At 53.1% G+C, this 14465-nt stretch carries 15 protein-coding genes; 1 reads left to right on the forward strand and 14 read right to left on the reverse strand.

The window, feature by feature from the left end; all coding sequences use genetic code 11:
- Positions 1-31: 31 nt before the first annotated feature.
- From rpoD to BN1190_RS09275, 4 genes are all read right to left on the reverse strand, one after another.
- Positions 32-1150, reverse strand: a complete 1119-nt coding sequence (rpoD, locus tag BN1190_RS09260) for an RNA polymerase sigma factor RpoD (protein ID WP_040286634.1) — start codon at positions 1148-1150, stop codon at positions 32-34.
- Positions 1151-1183: 33 nt separating this feature from the next.
- Positions 1184-2995 carry a DNA primase gene (dnaG, locus tag BN1190_RS09265; protein WP_040286635.1) on the reverse strand — a complete coding sequence of 604 codons (1812 nt, stop codon included), beginning with the start codon at positions 2993-2995 and terminating at the stop codon, positions 1184-1186.
- A gap of 176 nt (positions 2996-3171) precedes the next feature.
- Positions 3172-4011: a pyruvate, water dikinase regulatory protein gene (locus BN1190_RS09270; RefSeq protein WP_040286636.1), complete on the reverse strand. Its 840-nt coding sequence runs from the start codon at positions 4009-4011 to the stop codon at positions 3172-3174.
- A 13-nt stretch (positions 4012-4024) separates the two neighbouring features.
- Positions 4025-4654, reverse strand: coding sequence for a helix-turn-helix transcriptional regulator (locus BN1190_RS09275; protein ID WP_040286637.1), 630 nt, complete (start codon positions 4652-4654; stop codon positions 4025-4027).
- 326 nt (positions 4655-4980) lie between these two features.
- On the opposite strand from BN1190_RS09275, the gene BN1190_RS09280 reads away from it, so the two are divergent.
- Positions 4981-6360, forward strand: coding sequence for a glycine--tRNA ligase (locus BN1190_RS09280; protein WP_040286638.1), 1380 nt, complete (start codon positions 4981-4983; stop codon positions 6358-6360).
- Between the two features lie 28 nt (positions 6361-6388).
- Here the strand turns inward: BN1190_RS09280 and recO are convergent, their stop codons facing one another.
- From recO to BN1190_RS09330, 10 genes are all read right to left on the reverse strand, one after another.
- Positions 6389-7174 (reverse strand): DNA repair protein RecO, encoded by a 786-nt coding sequence (recO, locus tag BN1190_RS09285; protein ID WP_040286639.1) that lies wholly within the window; start codon positions 7172-7174, stop codon positions 6389-6391.
- A gap of 30 nt (positions 7175-7204) precedes the next feature.
- The gene (gene era, locus BN1190_RS09290; protein ID WP_040286640.1) at positions 7205-8113 is read right to left on the reverse strand and encodes a GTPase Era; all 909 of its coding nucleotides are present in this window, start codon (positions 8111-8113) and stop codon (positions 7205-7207) included.
- A complete protein-coding gene (locus BN1190_RS09295; RefSeq protein ID WP_040286641.1) occupies positions 8100-8507 on the reverse strand; it encodes a cytidine deaminase in 408 nt (135 codons plus the stop codon). Before BN1190_RS09295 ends, era begins: the two co-directional genes overlap by 14 nt.
- A gap of 31 nt (positions 8508-8538) precedes the next feature.
- Complete coding sequence (locus tag BN1190_RS09300; RefSeq protein WP_276327491.1) at positions 8539-8874, reverse strand: diacylglycerol kinase family protein; 336 nt, start codon at positions 8872-8874, stop codon at positions 8539-8541.
- Positions 8875-8896: 22 nt separating this feature from the next.
- Positions 8897-9349: an rRNA maturation RNase YbeY gene (ybeY, locus tag BN1190_RS09305; protein ID WP_040287253.1), complete on the reverse strand. Its 453-nt coding sequence runs from the start codon at positions 9347-9349 to the stop codon at positions 8897-8899.
- Positions 9350-9388: 39 nt separating this feature from the next.
- On the reverse strand, positions 9389-11506 hold the full coding sequence (locus BN1190_RS09310; protein ID WP_040286643.1) for an HD family phosphohydrolase: 2118 nt from the start codon (positions 11504-11506) through the stop codon (positions 9389-9391).
- A gap of 74 nt (positions 11507-11580) precedes the next feature.
- A complete protein-coding gene (locus tag BN1190_RS09315) occupies positions 11581-12537 on the reverse strand; it encodes a PhoH family protein (RefSeq protein WP_040286644.1) in 957 nt (318 codons plus the stop codon).
- On the reverse strand, positions 12538-13629 hold the full coding sequence (locus BN1190_RS09320) for a sporulation protein YqfD (protein WP_040286645.1): 1092 nt from the start codon (positions 13627-13629) through the stop codon (positions 12538-12540).
- Positions 13610-13876, reverse strand: a complete 267-nt coding sequence (locus BN1190_RS09325; RefSeq protein WP_040286646.1) for a hypothetical protein — start codon at positions 13874-13876, stop codon at positions 13610-13612. Before BN1190_RS09325 ends, BN1190_RS09320 begins: the two co-directional genes overlap by 20 nt.
- A gap of 53 nt (positions 13877-13929) precedes the next feature.
- A complete protein-coding gene (locus BN1190_RS09330) occupies positions 13930-14433 on the reverse strand; it encodes a hypothetical protein (RefSeq protein WP_040286647.1) in 504 nt (167 codons plus the stop codon).
- Positions 14434-14465: the final 32 nt, after the last annotated feature.

Here is a 14465-nt window from a genome sequence, read left to right on the forward strand (position 1 = left end):
GGCGCCGGCAGCTTGTCCGGCACCTCGGCAATCATTCCAGGAAGTCTTTCAAACGCTTGCTGCGGGATGGGTGGCGCAGCTTTCTGAGTGCTTTCGCTTCGATCTGCCGGATCCGTTCCCGGGTGACGCCGAATACTTTCCCGACTTCCTCGAGTGTCCTTGTTCTGCCGTCATCCAGTCCGAAGCGGAGACGCAGGACGTTCTCTTCCCGGTCGGTCAGCGTATCGAGCACATCTTCCAGCTGTTCCTTCAGCAGTTCATAGGCTGCATGGTCAGACGGGGACTGCGCTTCCGAATCCTCGATGAAATCACCAAGATGGGAATCATCCTCTTCCCCGATCGGTGTTTCGAGAGAGACGGGCTCTTGCGCAATCTTCAGGATCTCACGCACTTTCTCAGGTGTGAGTTCCATTTCCTCGCCGATCTCCTCAGGCGATGGTTCCCGGCCGAGATCCTGCAGCAGCTGGCGCTGGACACGGATCAGCTTGTTGATGGTTTCCACCATATGGACAGGAATCCGGATCGTACGCGCCTGGTCCGCGATCGCACGGGTGATGGCCTGGCGGATCCACCAAGTCGCATACGTACTGAACTTGAACCCTTTCGTATGGTCGAACTTTTCAACAGCTTTGATAAGCCCCATGTTACCTTCCTGGATGAGGTCGAGGAACAGCATTCCGCGGCCCACATAGCGCTTTGCGATACTGACGACCAACCGCAAGTTCGCTTCCGCAAGCCTTTTCTTCGCTTCCTCATCGCCAGCGATGATCCGCTTCGCCAATTCGACTTCCTCTTTACCGGTAAGCAGGTCGACACGGCCGATCTCTTTCAGATACATACGGACAGGATCATTGATCTTCACACCCGGCGGAACACTGAGATCGTTCAGATCGAACCGTTCCTCATCGGCAGCCGGCTTATCAGGTGCATCTTCCGCGCTGTCCTCTTTGCCTTCCATCTCGATGCCGGCTGCCTCGATCTGATCGAGAAACTCCTCAAACTGGTCGGGTTCCATTTCAAAGGCTGCAAGTTTCTCTGTAACCTCTTCCAGAGAAAGCTCTCCGCTTTTCTTGCCGCTGTCGAGCAGGGCCGCTTTGGCATCCTCCAATGTAGTTTCAGTCTCGCCAGTCAGTTCCTCTTTTTTTGCCATAATAACCTGTTCCTCCTTAGTACGCCGGTCGGCTTACATTGCCGATAATGATTTCCGGAGCTGTATGATCTCGCGCGCAAGCTCAAGAGCTGCTGGATGATCGTTCATTTTTTCCGCGTCTTTCGATTCGTGCATTTTCTGTTCGATCAGCTGCTGGATCCTGTATTTCTTAAGGTGTTTCACACAATCTTCCACTTCCTGTTCGGCATGCTCGGGGTCACGGTCCGCCGATGCAGCTTCCAGGACCAGACGGCGCAGTTCCCGTTCCTCGATCATTTCAGAGAAACGGTGGAAGTCCGGACTGCCGTACTGTTCATAAAATCCTGCGAGGCGGATGTAAAGCGTTGCATACTCGTCATGGATGAAGACATTATCATGCTGCCGTACCGTATCGAACAGGGAACCATCGTTCACGATGTGTCCGAACAGCAGCCGTTCCGCCCGTTCCGTTGCAGACAGCGTCTTCTTGGAAGGCTGCTGGACCGGAGGAGGCGCCTGGACTGCAGCTGTGCTGCTCTGTGTATGTTTGGCAGCTTTTCCGGCGGCTTTTGCAAATGCCTGTGCAAGTGCGTCCGCCGAGACGTTCGTCTCTGCAGACAGCTGCCGCAGCATGATATCCTTTTCGACAGGTGTCAGGACAGCCGCCAATTGTTCCATGACTTCGTGGATATATTGGAGAATGTCATTTTCCTGTGACAGGTTTTTGGACCGTTTTGAATAAGCCAGTATGAATGACATATACGTATGCGGATTGCCGATGATCTTATCTTCGAAGGCTTCGATGCCGTACTCGGAAATATAATCGTCGGGATCCATCTTTCCCGGCAGCAGGGCTACCCTTACATTGAATCCCTTCTGCATGGAAAGGTCGGCAAAACGTTTCGCGGCTTCCCAGCCAGGGCTGTCCCCGTCACAGCATATGATCAGGTCGCTGGTGATCCGCTTCAGCTTGATAAGCTGATGGTCGGACAGTGACGTCCCCATTACCGCCACCGTGTTTCCGATCCCATTCCGATCCGCCGACAGCGTGTCCATGAAACCTTCGAATACTATGACATTACCCGTTTTACGTGCATTGACTCGCGCCCTGTGAAAATTATAGAGCAGACGGCTTTTCTGGAAAATCGGTGTCTCCGGGCTGTTCAGGTATTTCGCTTCCTTATCATTTTTGACGAGGACGCGGCCGGAAAAACCGACAATCCGGCCATTGTCATCGTGCAGCGGAAACATCACCCGCCCCCTGAACCGGTCAAAACAGCCTGTGCCGTCCTCCCTCTGTATGATAAGCCCTGAAGCGACCATCTCTTCCGGATCGAATCCCTGACGTGCCAGCAGTGAAGTCAGCGCTTCCCAGTCGTCCAGGGCAAAGCCGATGCTGTACTTTTCGATAGTTTCCCTCGTAAACCCTCTTTCCAGCAAATATTCGTATGCTTTTTCACCTTCAACCGTATTCAAAAGCAGATGGTTATAGAAGTTTGCCGCGAACTCATGGGCTTCATACATTTGTTTGTGGACCGTATTCTTTTCAGAGCGGTTCCCCATCTCCACGGATGCATCGATCGGGATGTCCAGCCGCTGAGCGAGCTGGACGACCGCTTCCGTAAAAGGGAGTCCGTCAATATCCATGATGAATGTTATTGCATTGCCGCTCGCTCCGCAGCCGAAACAGTGAAAAAGCTGTTTGTCCTCCGAGACCGAGAAAGACGGCGTGCTCTCACCGTGGAACGGACAGAGTCCGAACCAATTCTTTCCCCGCTTCGTAAGGCGGACATGTTCGCCGATCAGATCGACAATGTCCGTCTTGGACCTGATTTCCTCTATTGTCTGTTCAGGTATTTTAGACATATGCTCACCATCTCACAGTCTTTAATTCGATATCGTGCCGAAAAACCCTTCTTAATTCGACAATTTTTTATTTTATACGGAAATTTCTAGTTTACACCATTCTGCAGAACAATACCAATACAAAATAGTTTTCCCGCTTCAGGAAGTCCAAAACGAAAAAAGAGGGACCGTTCCAATCATTGGAGGTCCTTCCGAATCTGTTCGAATTTCCTGTTATTCAGCTGCGCGATGATTACATTGGCGGTCTCCTCGACTGCCCTGTTGGAAACATCGATGACGGTACAGCCGATTTTGTCCGCCACTTTATAGAAATGGGCAATCTCCTGCTCGATCCTGTCGATTTTGGCGTAGTTCGCATCATCTTTCAGGCCGAGTGCGATCAGCCGCTCTTTCCGTATCGAATTCAGGACTTCCGGGGAAATCACGAGCCCGAAGCACTTGCCCGGGTCAATACTGTACAGCTCAGAGGGCGGCTCGACTTCAGGGACGAGGGGGACATTCGCCACTTTGAAACGCTGATGCGCCAAGTACTGGGACAGCGGTGTTTTGGATGTCCTCGAGATTCCGACCAATACGATATCCGCATTCAAAACCCCCCGCGGGTCCCGGCCGTCATCATACTTCACCGCAAACTCGATCGCCTCGATTTTCTTGAAATAATCGTCGTCCAGCTGGCGGACCAGGCCCGGCTCCTCGATCGGCTGTTCTCTTGTCAAATGCTCGATGGAATGCAGGATCGGACCGAGCAGATCGACACACTGGATACTGTGCGTGCCGCAAAGACGGACCAGCGATTCACGCATGCTGCTTCTGACAAGTGTATAGATGATGATCGCATGCTGCTGCTGGGCGAGCCAGGCGATCTCCTTCAGCTGGCTCTCCTCTTCGATATGTGAGAAACGGGTCATCGATACCGTCTCCAAGTCCTGCCGGAACTGACTGGCCGCTGCCTTTGCGACGAGTTCCGCAGTTTCACCGACAGAATCCGATACGATGAAGAATTTGAGTTTGTTCATAGAATGGGTCACCTCATAGCTCATGGTCTTGTGCGAGTGTCAGAAAAGCAGCCGTAATGTTTGTCTTCGTAATCCGCCCGACAACTTCCAGCCCAACGGACGCGGAACTGATGACGGGCAGGGAATCTATCTGCTTATCTATCATCTTCCGAGCCGCGGACAGGAGTGTATCCTGCTTATGGCAGTAGATGATATTCGGCATGCGTGTCATCATGACATGCACCGGCATCTTTTCAAGTTCGGTATTCCCTATACTTGTCCGAAGCAGGTCTTTGCGTGAAAGGACACCTGTCAGACAGGAATTCCCGTCAACGACGAACAATGTCCCCACATCCTGCAGGAACATCTGACAGATGGCATCATACACGGAATCCTGCTCCGTGACGACTGCGGGTGTGGATTGGAAATCACCGACCTTCATGCCGATCATCTCGTCGCCGACAGATGCCGCCTGCTTTTTCCCCGAATAGAAGTAGCCGACACGGGGCCGGGCATCCAAGTATCCGGCCATTGTCAGGATGGCCAGGTCCGGACGGATTGTAGCACGTGTCAGATGCAGCCGGTCTGCGATATGCTCCCCGGTTATCGGGCCATCCGCCTTGACGATGGCAACGATCTCCGTCTGGCGCTTATTGAGTTCCATCTATGTCACCGTCCTAAGCGTTCAATTCAACAAATCTCCCTCTAGTATATAACAAATCATGTTCTATTGCGAAGAATGAAGAACCGTGCTAAACTGTATCCAGCTGAATAAAAGGCGAAGAAGGGCCTATAACTAGTGTCACGAAGACAGCGAGCGGGGATGGTGCAAGCCCGCAGCGGACATGAAACGGCAGCCTGGAGCCATTGCAATTTGGAAAGCGGGCTGTGACTCACAGCCAATCGAGGTGGAACCGCGGGGCATGTCGCACCCGTCCTCGGACAGTATATGTCCGGGGACGGGTGCTTATTTTAATTGGAGGGATTCTTATGTACACAATGGAGCAGATCGTCAACGTCTCAAAACAGCGGGGATTCGTATTTCCGGGCTCGGAAATCTACGGAGGACTTGCAAATACGTGGGATTACGGGCCGCTCGGCATCGAATTGAAAAACAATATCAAACAGGCCTGGTGGAAGAAATTCGTCCAGGAGTCCCCGTACAATGTCGGCTTGGACGCAGCAATCCTCATGAATCCGAAAGTCTGGGAAGCATCCGGCCATATCGGCAATTTCAACGACCCGATGATCGACTGCAAGAAGTGTAAGACACGCCACCGGGCGGATAAGCTGATCGAAGACGCTCTCGAAGCAAAAGGAATGGAGGTCGTCGTCGACGGCATGCCATTCGAAAAGATGAAAGAACTGATCGTCGAGCATGATATCGTCTGTCCGTCATGCGGAGCACTCGACTATACGGACATCCGCCAGTTCAACCTGATGTTCAAGACGACACAGGGGGTGACGGACTCGTCCGCCAACGAAATCTTCCTCCGTCCGGAAACGGCACAGGGGATTTTCGTGAACTTCAAAAATGTCCAGCGTTCCATGAGAAAGAAGCTTCCATTCGGCATCGCGCAAATCGGGAAAAGTTTCCGGAACGAGATCACTCCCGGTAACTTCACGTTCCGCACACGGGAATTCGAACAGATGGAACTCGAGTTCTTCTGCAAACCGGGTGAAGACGAAGACTGGTACGCATACTGGCGGGAAGCATCCAAGAACTGGCTGCTCGCTCTCGGGCTCACAGAAGATAACATCCGCCTGCGTGAACATAATCAGGATGAGCTGTCCCACTACTCAAAAGGCACAGTTGATATCGAGTTCAAGTTCCCGTTCGGCTGGGGCGAACTTTGGGGAATCGCCAATCGGACAGACTTCGATCTGAAGCGTCATATGGAATTCTCCAATGAGGATTTCCATTACCAGGATCCTGTGACGAACGAAAAATTCGTACCCTACTGTATCGAACCTTCCGTCGGGGCCGACCGTGTCACGCTCGCCTTCCTCTGTGACGCATTCGACGAAGAGGATCTCGAAGGGGATGACAAGCGGACTGTCATGCGCTTCCATCCAGCACTCGCGCCGGTCAAGGCTGCCGTGCTGCCGCTGTCCAAGAAACTGTCTGCCGGCGCGGAGGAAGTGTTCGCCGGGCTGCGGAAACATTTTGCCGTCCAATATGACGATTCCCAGTCGATCGGAAAGCGGTACCGCCGCCAGGACGAAATCGGCACGCCTTTCTGCATCACCTATGATTTCGATTCCGAAGAGGACCGTCAAGTGACCGTCCGCCATCGGGACTCGATGGATCAGGTCCGGATGCCGATCAGTGAATTGCAGCAATACATCGAAGAACGCATCACATTCTGACAGCCGTGAAAAAACCGGAGAAACCAGATCACTCATCTGGTTCCTCCGGTTTTTCAGTTTTCCGTGTCAGTGCAGGAGTCCTGTCCATCTGGTCGAGGAAGGTACGTGACTTGAGCCGCAGCCCGACTTGCTCATCATAGATCTGGCGGACCAATTTCTTCATGAACTGCTTGGTCGTCTTCTTCAGTATCAGCGAGCCCACTTGGGAAATCGGCACGGCGGCGAATGTGCGGATCAGTTTCAGCTGTGCGGGTGTGATCCGGACGATATAGGGATCCCTGTGGAAGCAGCGGTGGCAGAGGAAACCGATCTCCTGGAAGGAGAACGCAAATTCACCTTCCGTGGCACCACAGGAGGCGCATTGGTGGAGTACAGGGTATATTCCGGCGACCGGCAGCATCTTCCACTCAGCGAACAGTGCAACAGCTTCAGGATCATACCCTTCATCGATCGCATGCAGGGAGTCGTAGAGCAAATCGAAGACACCTGACAGGCGGCTTCCGTCTTCTGTCAGCTTATCAGTCAATTCGACAATATAACTGGCATACGCAGTCGCTTCCAGGTCTTCACGGATGTGCCGCATGGAATCGATCGTCTCCCCCTGTTCCAGCGCGCCCATCCCTTTCCCGGTCCGCAGCAGGAAGGATGCATGGACGAACACCTGCGTAACGGAAGAAAGCCGGCTCGCCGGTTTCTTTGCGCCGCGGGCCATCGCTGTCAGCTTGCCCGCTTCCTTCGTTAGTATGGTGACAATCTTATTCGTCTCGCCATATGGGATTGTACGAAGCACGATCCCTTCCCATTTGTTCATCATGACGTTCGCCTCCACTCAATTGCAGAACGGTCAGTATTCGTCTTCCCTGAATCCGAACTCCTTCAGTTGCCCGGGCTTATTGCGCCAGTCTTTCTGCACTTTCACCCAGAGTTCCAGATAGACCTTCGAACCAAGTAGCATTTCGATATCACGACGGGCCTTCGAACCGATCTGTTTCAGCAGGGCGCCCTGCTTACCGATGACAATCCCCTTCTGGGAATCCCGCTCGACGATGATGGTGGCCATGACATTGACCAGGTCCCTGTCGGACTCCCGCGAGATTTTGTCGATAACAACTGCAATCGAGTGGGGTACTTCCTCGCGCGTCAGGTGAAGCACCTTTTCACGGATCAGTTCCGAGACGATGAAGCGTTCGGGATGATCGGTCACCTGGTCATCAGGATAATACTTCGGTCCTTCCGGAAGATAGGTCAGCAGCGTCTCCATCAGTCGTTCCACGTTGTTGCCATTCAGGGCGGACAGCGGCACGATCTCCGCAAAGTCATATTCCTCGGTATATGAGGTGATGATGCCAAGCAGATCATCAGGATGCACTAGGTCGATTTTGTTAATGACGAGAAATACAGGTGTCTCCGTCCCCTGCAGCATTTCCATGACAAATCTGTCGCCAGGTCCGATTTTCTCGTTGGCATTGACCATGAAAAGAATGACATCGACTTCCTTCAGCGTATTCTTGGCGGATTTCATCATGAAGTCGCCGAGCTTATGTTTCGGCTTATGGATGCCCGGTGTATCGATGAACACCATCTGCGAGTTTTCGTTTGTGACGACACCCTGCACTTTGTTGCGTGTTGTCTGCGGCTTATCACTCATGATGGCGATCTTCTGTCCGACAACCCGGTTCATGAATGTCGATTTTCCGACGTTCGGCCGGCCGATGATGGAGACAAAGCCTGACTTGAAATCATTGTGCTCCATAGTCGAGATCCTCCTTGCTGAACGCTCCGGGAAGGAGCCCGCCAACCGTCGTTTCCAGGATGCTTCCTGTCGTGTTGGTCAGGAAGACCGGCATGTCGCTCGGGCAGAACTCTGCAATGACCTGTCGGCATGCACCGCAGGGTGAGATGGGGCCTTCCGTATTCCCAGTAACGGCCAATGCAGCAAACGACCGGGTTCCCTCCGAGATCGCTTTAAAGAAAGCGGTCCGTTCGGCACAATTCGCCATGCTGTATGCTGAATTCTCGATGTTGCAGCCTTCTATGATGTCACCATCCGCAGTCAGGAGTGCTGCACCCACTGGGAATTTCGAGTACGGCACATAGGCGTTCTCCATAGCGTGTATCGCATGATCTATCAGTTTCTGTTTATCCAAAAATCCCACTCCAATCTAGTAATTAAGCCGCTTAATCAAACCATTTCGGCAAAAATATGATTGCGCCTGTGACAGCGCTTGCTATCGCGAAAACAAGGACAGCACCGGCAGCCAGATCCTTGGCCTGCTTCGCAAGCGGATGCCATTCACCAGTCACAAGATCCACAGTCCGCTCGACGGCTGCATTCATCAGCTCCAGTGCTATCATCAGTCCGATGACGATGACGATGATGATCCACTCCGTCCGGCTCAGGCCCGTCCATAAGCCGGCAGCCAGGACAGCAGCCGCTGCAGCCAGATGGGATTTGACATTTCGTTCATACAGGACACCATGCCAGATGCCCATCCATGCGTACGTAAACGCCATGAGGTACTTCTTCATAGCTATATTACCGTCCGAGACCGTATTCTTGCAGGATCTCATCCTGCCGGCCGAACATCTTCTTTTCATCGGTCTCTGTCATATGATCATAGCCAAGCAGGTGGAGGAATCCATGCAGTGCGAGGAACCCAAGTTCACGCTCCAGACTGTGGCCGTATTCCTCTGCCTGCCGTTTTGCGGTTTCGACGGAGATAAGGAGATCGCCGAGATGGCGCTGCATGTCCGCTGCACCGACAATCGCCGTCTCCCCTTCGCCTTCTTCTTCCAGGGCGAACGAAATGACGTCAGTCGGTGTGTCTTTCCCGCGGTATTCCCGGTTAATGTCCCGGATGGACTCATCGTCCAGAAAGGTTACCGACAATTCAGTGCCGGACGCTACCGCTTCCTTATCTGCAGCGAACGCGAGCAGCCGCTCGATCAATTCCGCGGCACCGGCAGCGGCTCCGTCTGTTTCGTCCATGAAGTCAATGGTAAGCACAGGCTCCCTCCTTAATGTAAGTTATTTCGGGTATTCGATACGGCTGTGGAAAATGCCGTTCAATGTTTCACAGATGACCTGCTCGACTTTACGGATCTCTTTGAGCGACAGGTCGCATTCATCGAACTGTCCGTCGTTCACTTTTTCCTTGACGATCGCTTTCACGAGCGCGGAAATCTTTTCAGGTGTCGGTTCCTTCATGGAACGGACGGCAGCTTCGCAGCTGTCCGCAATGGAAATAACAGCGATTTCCTTCGTCTGCGGTTTCGGTCCTGCATATCGGAAGTCATCTTCCCGGACGCCGGGGTCCTGTTCTTTCGCTTTGTGGAAAAAGAATTTCAAAAAGCTAGTGCCATGATGCTGGCGGGCGATGTCGATGATATGTGAAGGCATTTTGTGAGCCGCCAGTATATCCGCACCGTCGGTTGCGTGGGCAATAATGATATCCCGGCTTTCTTCCGGCGTCAACTGATCATGCGGATTTTTGCCATGCTGGTTTTCTATGAAGTACATCGGCCGCACCGTTTTACCGATATCATGGTAATAGCTGCCGACCCTCGCCAGCAGTCCGTGAGCGCCGATCGCTTCGCATGCCGCGTCGGCAAGGTTTGCTACCATCACGCTGTGGTGGTAGGTTCCCGGTGTTTCCGTCAGCACTTTTTTCAGAAGCGGATGATTCGGATTCGACAGCTCAATCAGGCGCATATCCGAGACGACGTTGAACACCGACTCGAAGAATGGGAGCAGCCCGATCGTAAGCGCTGCTGCAAGGATAGCAGAACTGACAGCAGCGACGGCATAGAAAATGATCTCCGCTATCGTATAGGAAGACTGTGTCATCAGCAGATAGAAAGCGATATACAACACATTGACGACTGCAGCCGCCAGACTTGTACGGAGGATAGCAGTCCGCCTGCCGCTGTCGCCGAGCACCAGCAGGGCAGTCACCCCGCTGAGCAGGAAGTACAGCACCACTTCCATCTGCATGATCGACGCAACGCCTTCCTGCAGGATCAGTCCGCTAAGTGCGGATGTGACAACGATCGACAGGATTGCAAGACGGTCGTTCGTCAGCAGTTTCACCAGCAGGGGTGCCATGGCGGCAGGGAACATGAAGGCGACCTGCACGTCGAATTCCTTTTCGAGCACGCCTGCCAGTTTCATCACGATGACTGTCAGGAATAAGACCGCATAAAAGATGAACAAGTATTTTCTCCTGACGGCGCTGTCTTCACGGCTTAACATGAAGTATCCGTAGATCAGGCCTGACAAGAGCAGCAGGAAACAGACCAGACCCGCAATCGGTTTTGCGGAGCTCTGATTTGTCAGCAGTCCGGTCAGCTGAAGCTGCCGGTACGTCTCCTTGTCGATCACCTGACCTTCCCGCACGAGTACTTGTCCCTGCAGGATCCGCGTCGCCTCGATGCTGTCCCTCGCCTGTTTGATACGCTGCTCAGTCAGTTCTTCATTGACTGTTTCAGTAGGGACGATCAGCGGCCTGATCAGCTGGATCATCGTCTGGATCTGCTCTTCGGGTACGTCCTCGGACATCCTGATTTTGCGTTCCGCATCGTACAGCACGGCTGCAAGATCCTTTGCTTTGAACGGCTTTGTCAGCTCTGACTCCAGGATGCTGTCGGTCTCCTGACGGATGTTCAGGAGTACGCTTTCGTTTTCCAGGAGCAGGCTGCGGAGTACCGTATCATTCAGGTAAAAATCCGGTTCCTTTTCTTTCAGCACCTTCAGTTTCTTTTTCATCTCATCCACCGATTTCTTCAGAACGGTGTCTGTGACGTGCTCTTCTTTTGCAAGCACCGACTGCTTCACTTCCAGAATATCATCGAACAGCGATCGGGCGATCATCCGCCGGTTCGGCGCTATCTCTTCGTTGAATTGATAGACAGGCGGCTGCTCGTCCGCCACCCGTTCCCGTTCTTCTTCAGTGCGTTCCGTATCTTCAACTGTTTTCAGGGAACGTATCGTGCTCGGTGCAATCTCGAAGGGCGAAAGTTCGTAGGTTTCCTGACGGACGTCTTCCAGGAGCAGGAAAAAGAGAAGGACGGCGGACAGGCCGACCACGAACGATGCAGTTACTTGAAATGTCAAGGACTTGATAAGTCGGATCAACGGCTTGTGCATCCCTTGAATCCCCTTTCAGCCAAAAGAAATGCAGTCAGTTAAGTGATTCTTACAATATGTAACGAGCAGCCCGGTCAGGACTGCTCTCCCTCGTAGGCATCGATAATCTTCGCAACAATCGGATGCCGGACGACGTCAGCGGGTTCGAGATACTGGAAATGGATCTCCGGCACCTTGGATAGGATGGATTCAGCCGCGATCAGTCCTGACTTTGCGCCTTTTGGCAGGTCGATCTGCGTCTTATCACCGGTGATGACCATTTTGGAGCCGAATCCGAGGCGTGTCAGAAACATCTTCATCTGCGCATGGGTCGTATTCTGAGCTTCGTCAAGGATGACAAACGCATCATCCAATGTGCGTCCCCTCATATAAGCGAGCGGTGCGATTTCAATCGCCCCCCGCTCGATGAGCCGTTCGGTATGTTCGGCACCCAGCATGTCATGGAGGGCATCATACAACGGCCTCAAATACGGGTCAACTTTGTCTTTCAGATCACCCGGCAGGAACCCGAGACTCTCACCTGCTTCGACAGCGGGCCGGGTGAGGATGATCCGTTTGGCAGCACCCGTTTTCATGGCATGCACGGCCAGCACGACCGCCAAATAGGTCTTTCCTGTCCCTGCAGGTCCGATACAGAACGTCAGGTCGTTGTGACGGATCGCCTGCACATATTCCCGCTGGCCTATCGTCTTGGCCCGGATCACCTTCCCTTTGCTGTTGCGTGCGATTTCTGCATCATACAGTTCGGCAAAATATTCGATAGTACCATTATTCACCATCTCAAGCGCAGTTGCAACATCCCTCTGATTGATCTGGATGCCTTTCCGGATCACTTTGAGCAATTGCTCCAAGAGCTGTTTGGCGGCCTCTGTGCTTTCTTCTGTGCCTTTCAGGGAAATGGTCTCGCCTCTCGTGACAATGGCAGCGCCGAGCTGCTCTTCGATCAATTTGATGTTCTGATCGGAAATACCGAGCAGCATGACGGCTTCGTTCGGGTCTTCCAAATGAAGTTGCAGCATTTGTTCACTCAATCAATCGTCTCCCCCTTGGGATATCGGTCTTTTTTCCGCGATATTTTCATTTATCAAAAAAAGTACAGTCCCTGTTACTTTATCACTGTCAAACGTCACCTGTAAAATGTTTTCATCCTTAATCTCTTTTTCATAGGACGTTTCAGACAGCAGCTTGTGTTTCAGGAGAGGAATCAGAAATGACTCCTCCATCCCTTCGTTCAATTCCTCTGCCCTGACAGGATAGTCGGTCATCTCTTTCCACTCGACGACTTTCCACCATGGCCGTCCGTTTTGCCGTTTGTCCGACCATGGAGCCTGCCAGTCAATGACTGTTTCCGTTTCCCCTGCGCTCCTGTACCGGACGGTTCGGGGCAGGCTGAAGCGGTATTCCAGCCAGTAATCAGCAAAGACCGCTCCTTCTGCACCGACGACAGCTGTTTTATCACCTTGGACGAGGACCCCTGTCGCGAGTAAGTCGCCTTTTTTCACCGTCTGGTTCCGGTGGGCGACCGGTTCACCGCTGGACAGCCTGAACCCTGTCACCACCCCGCCTGTACGTGCAGCGAGTTCGCTGGGTTTTCCGTCGGATTCCTGTACACGCGCGGTTTTCGGCGAGAGCATCGGAATGACATGCAGTGTAGTCCCTTTCTTTTCAAACCGCACCCATGACAGATCATGGTCCACCGCCATGATCTGCGTCCGGAGGGCATCCTCCGCCGGTATGCCGCCAAGCAGCTGCATCGGTTTGACAGACGACCGTTCGAGGGCCTGCTGGACCTTTTCTGCTGTCTCCGGGTGTTCCGCGTCGACCGTCACCTGCCATAGGAATAAGGAAGCCGCGAACGGGATGAGACCAAACAGCAAAAGGCTCCACGACCGGAACAGCCGCTCAGCGGGCAGTCCGTCTTCCAGACGGACAATATGGACTTTCAGACGGTGCCGCCTGCGGTTCGCCCTTATGTAGCGGAGTCCCCTGCTGTCCGTCCTCAGCCAGACTTTCCCTGCCTGCTGTTCCACCCGTGTCACTTTCCTGCGGCTGCGCACCATTTCATTGATGAAGGATGTGCAGGAGGAGCCGCTGAGCTCCACATCAAACAGTCTTTTTTTCATGCGCTTCCCCTCCGGCTCCCTGTTTCACTATATGGAGTTCATGCAGCTCGGAAAAGGATAATAATGCAGAATGTTCGAGAAGCATATCGAACTCAAGTCCGGTCCCCCGCAATTCTATATTGTAGCCTTCCTTGCGCAATGTAACGTTACTATCAGTGATCTTGACAAGTTCATATCCGCCCAGCAGTTTGAAGGACGCCCAATCTTCGACTGAGACAAATGAACCCATTTCGAATAGTTTTCTCAAAGCACAGACCCCCTATACCAAATGTATGCTTGGCACAGGGGGTCAATGCGTATTCATCTTCGTTTGGATTTTGGCGGCCCGAGGATTTCAGAGAAGATGATCCCTTTCAGGATATCCTCTTCGTCCGTCAGGCTCAGCCGAACAGCATTTGCGCTCTCTTCAGCAGCTGCAGCAGGATTGTGTGCGGACAGTCTGCCGCTCCTTGGAGCGGAATTCCGCTGGCCCTCGTTCTTGACCGGTGAACCGGCAGCCCGAGGCGCAGGCTTAGGAGTTTTGGCAGCGCCCGGCGGCTGCCGAACGATTTCCGGCCTGGCCGGGGGTTGTTCTTCCACCGTCTTCCGCTGTTCCTCCTGGATTTCGCGGTAGATATCACCCGTCAGTTCCTTCAGCCGTTTGAATGGATCCGGCTGCTGGGAAGCCGGGCGCGGCGTCTTTTGCTGTGGTTCAGGCATACGCCGTGTTTCCTGGACGTCTTTCGTTCCGGCATCCCCTTTGTTCTTTTTACTGAACAGTGTGCTGAGAAGGCCGATCACTGCTAAAATTATAATCTGTTCCATCAGCGCATCCCCTTTCCGGGAAGCTGAAGCTT

The sequence above is a fragment of the Sporosarcina koreensis genome (assembly GCF_000826145.2).
Lineage (GTDB): Bacteria > Bacillota > Bacilli > Bacillales_A > Planococcaceae > Sporosarcina > Sporosarcina trichiuri.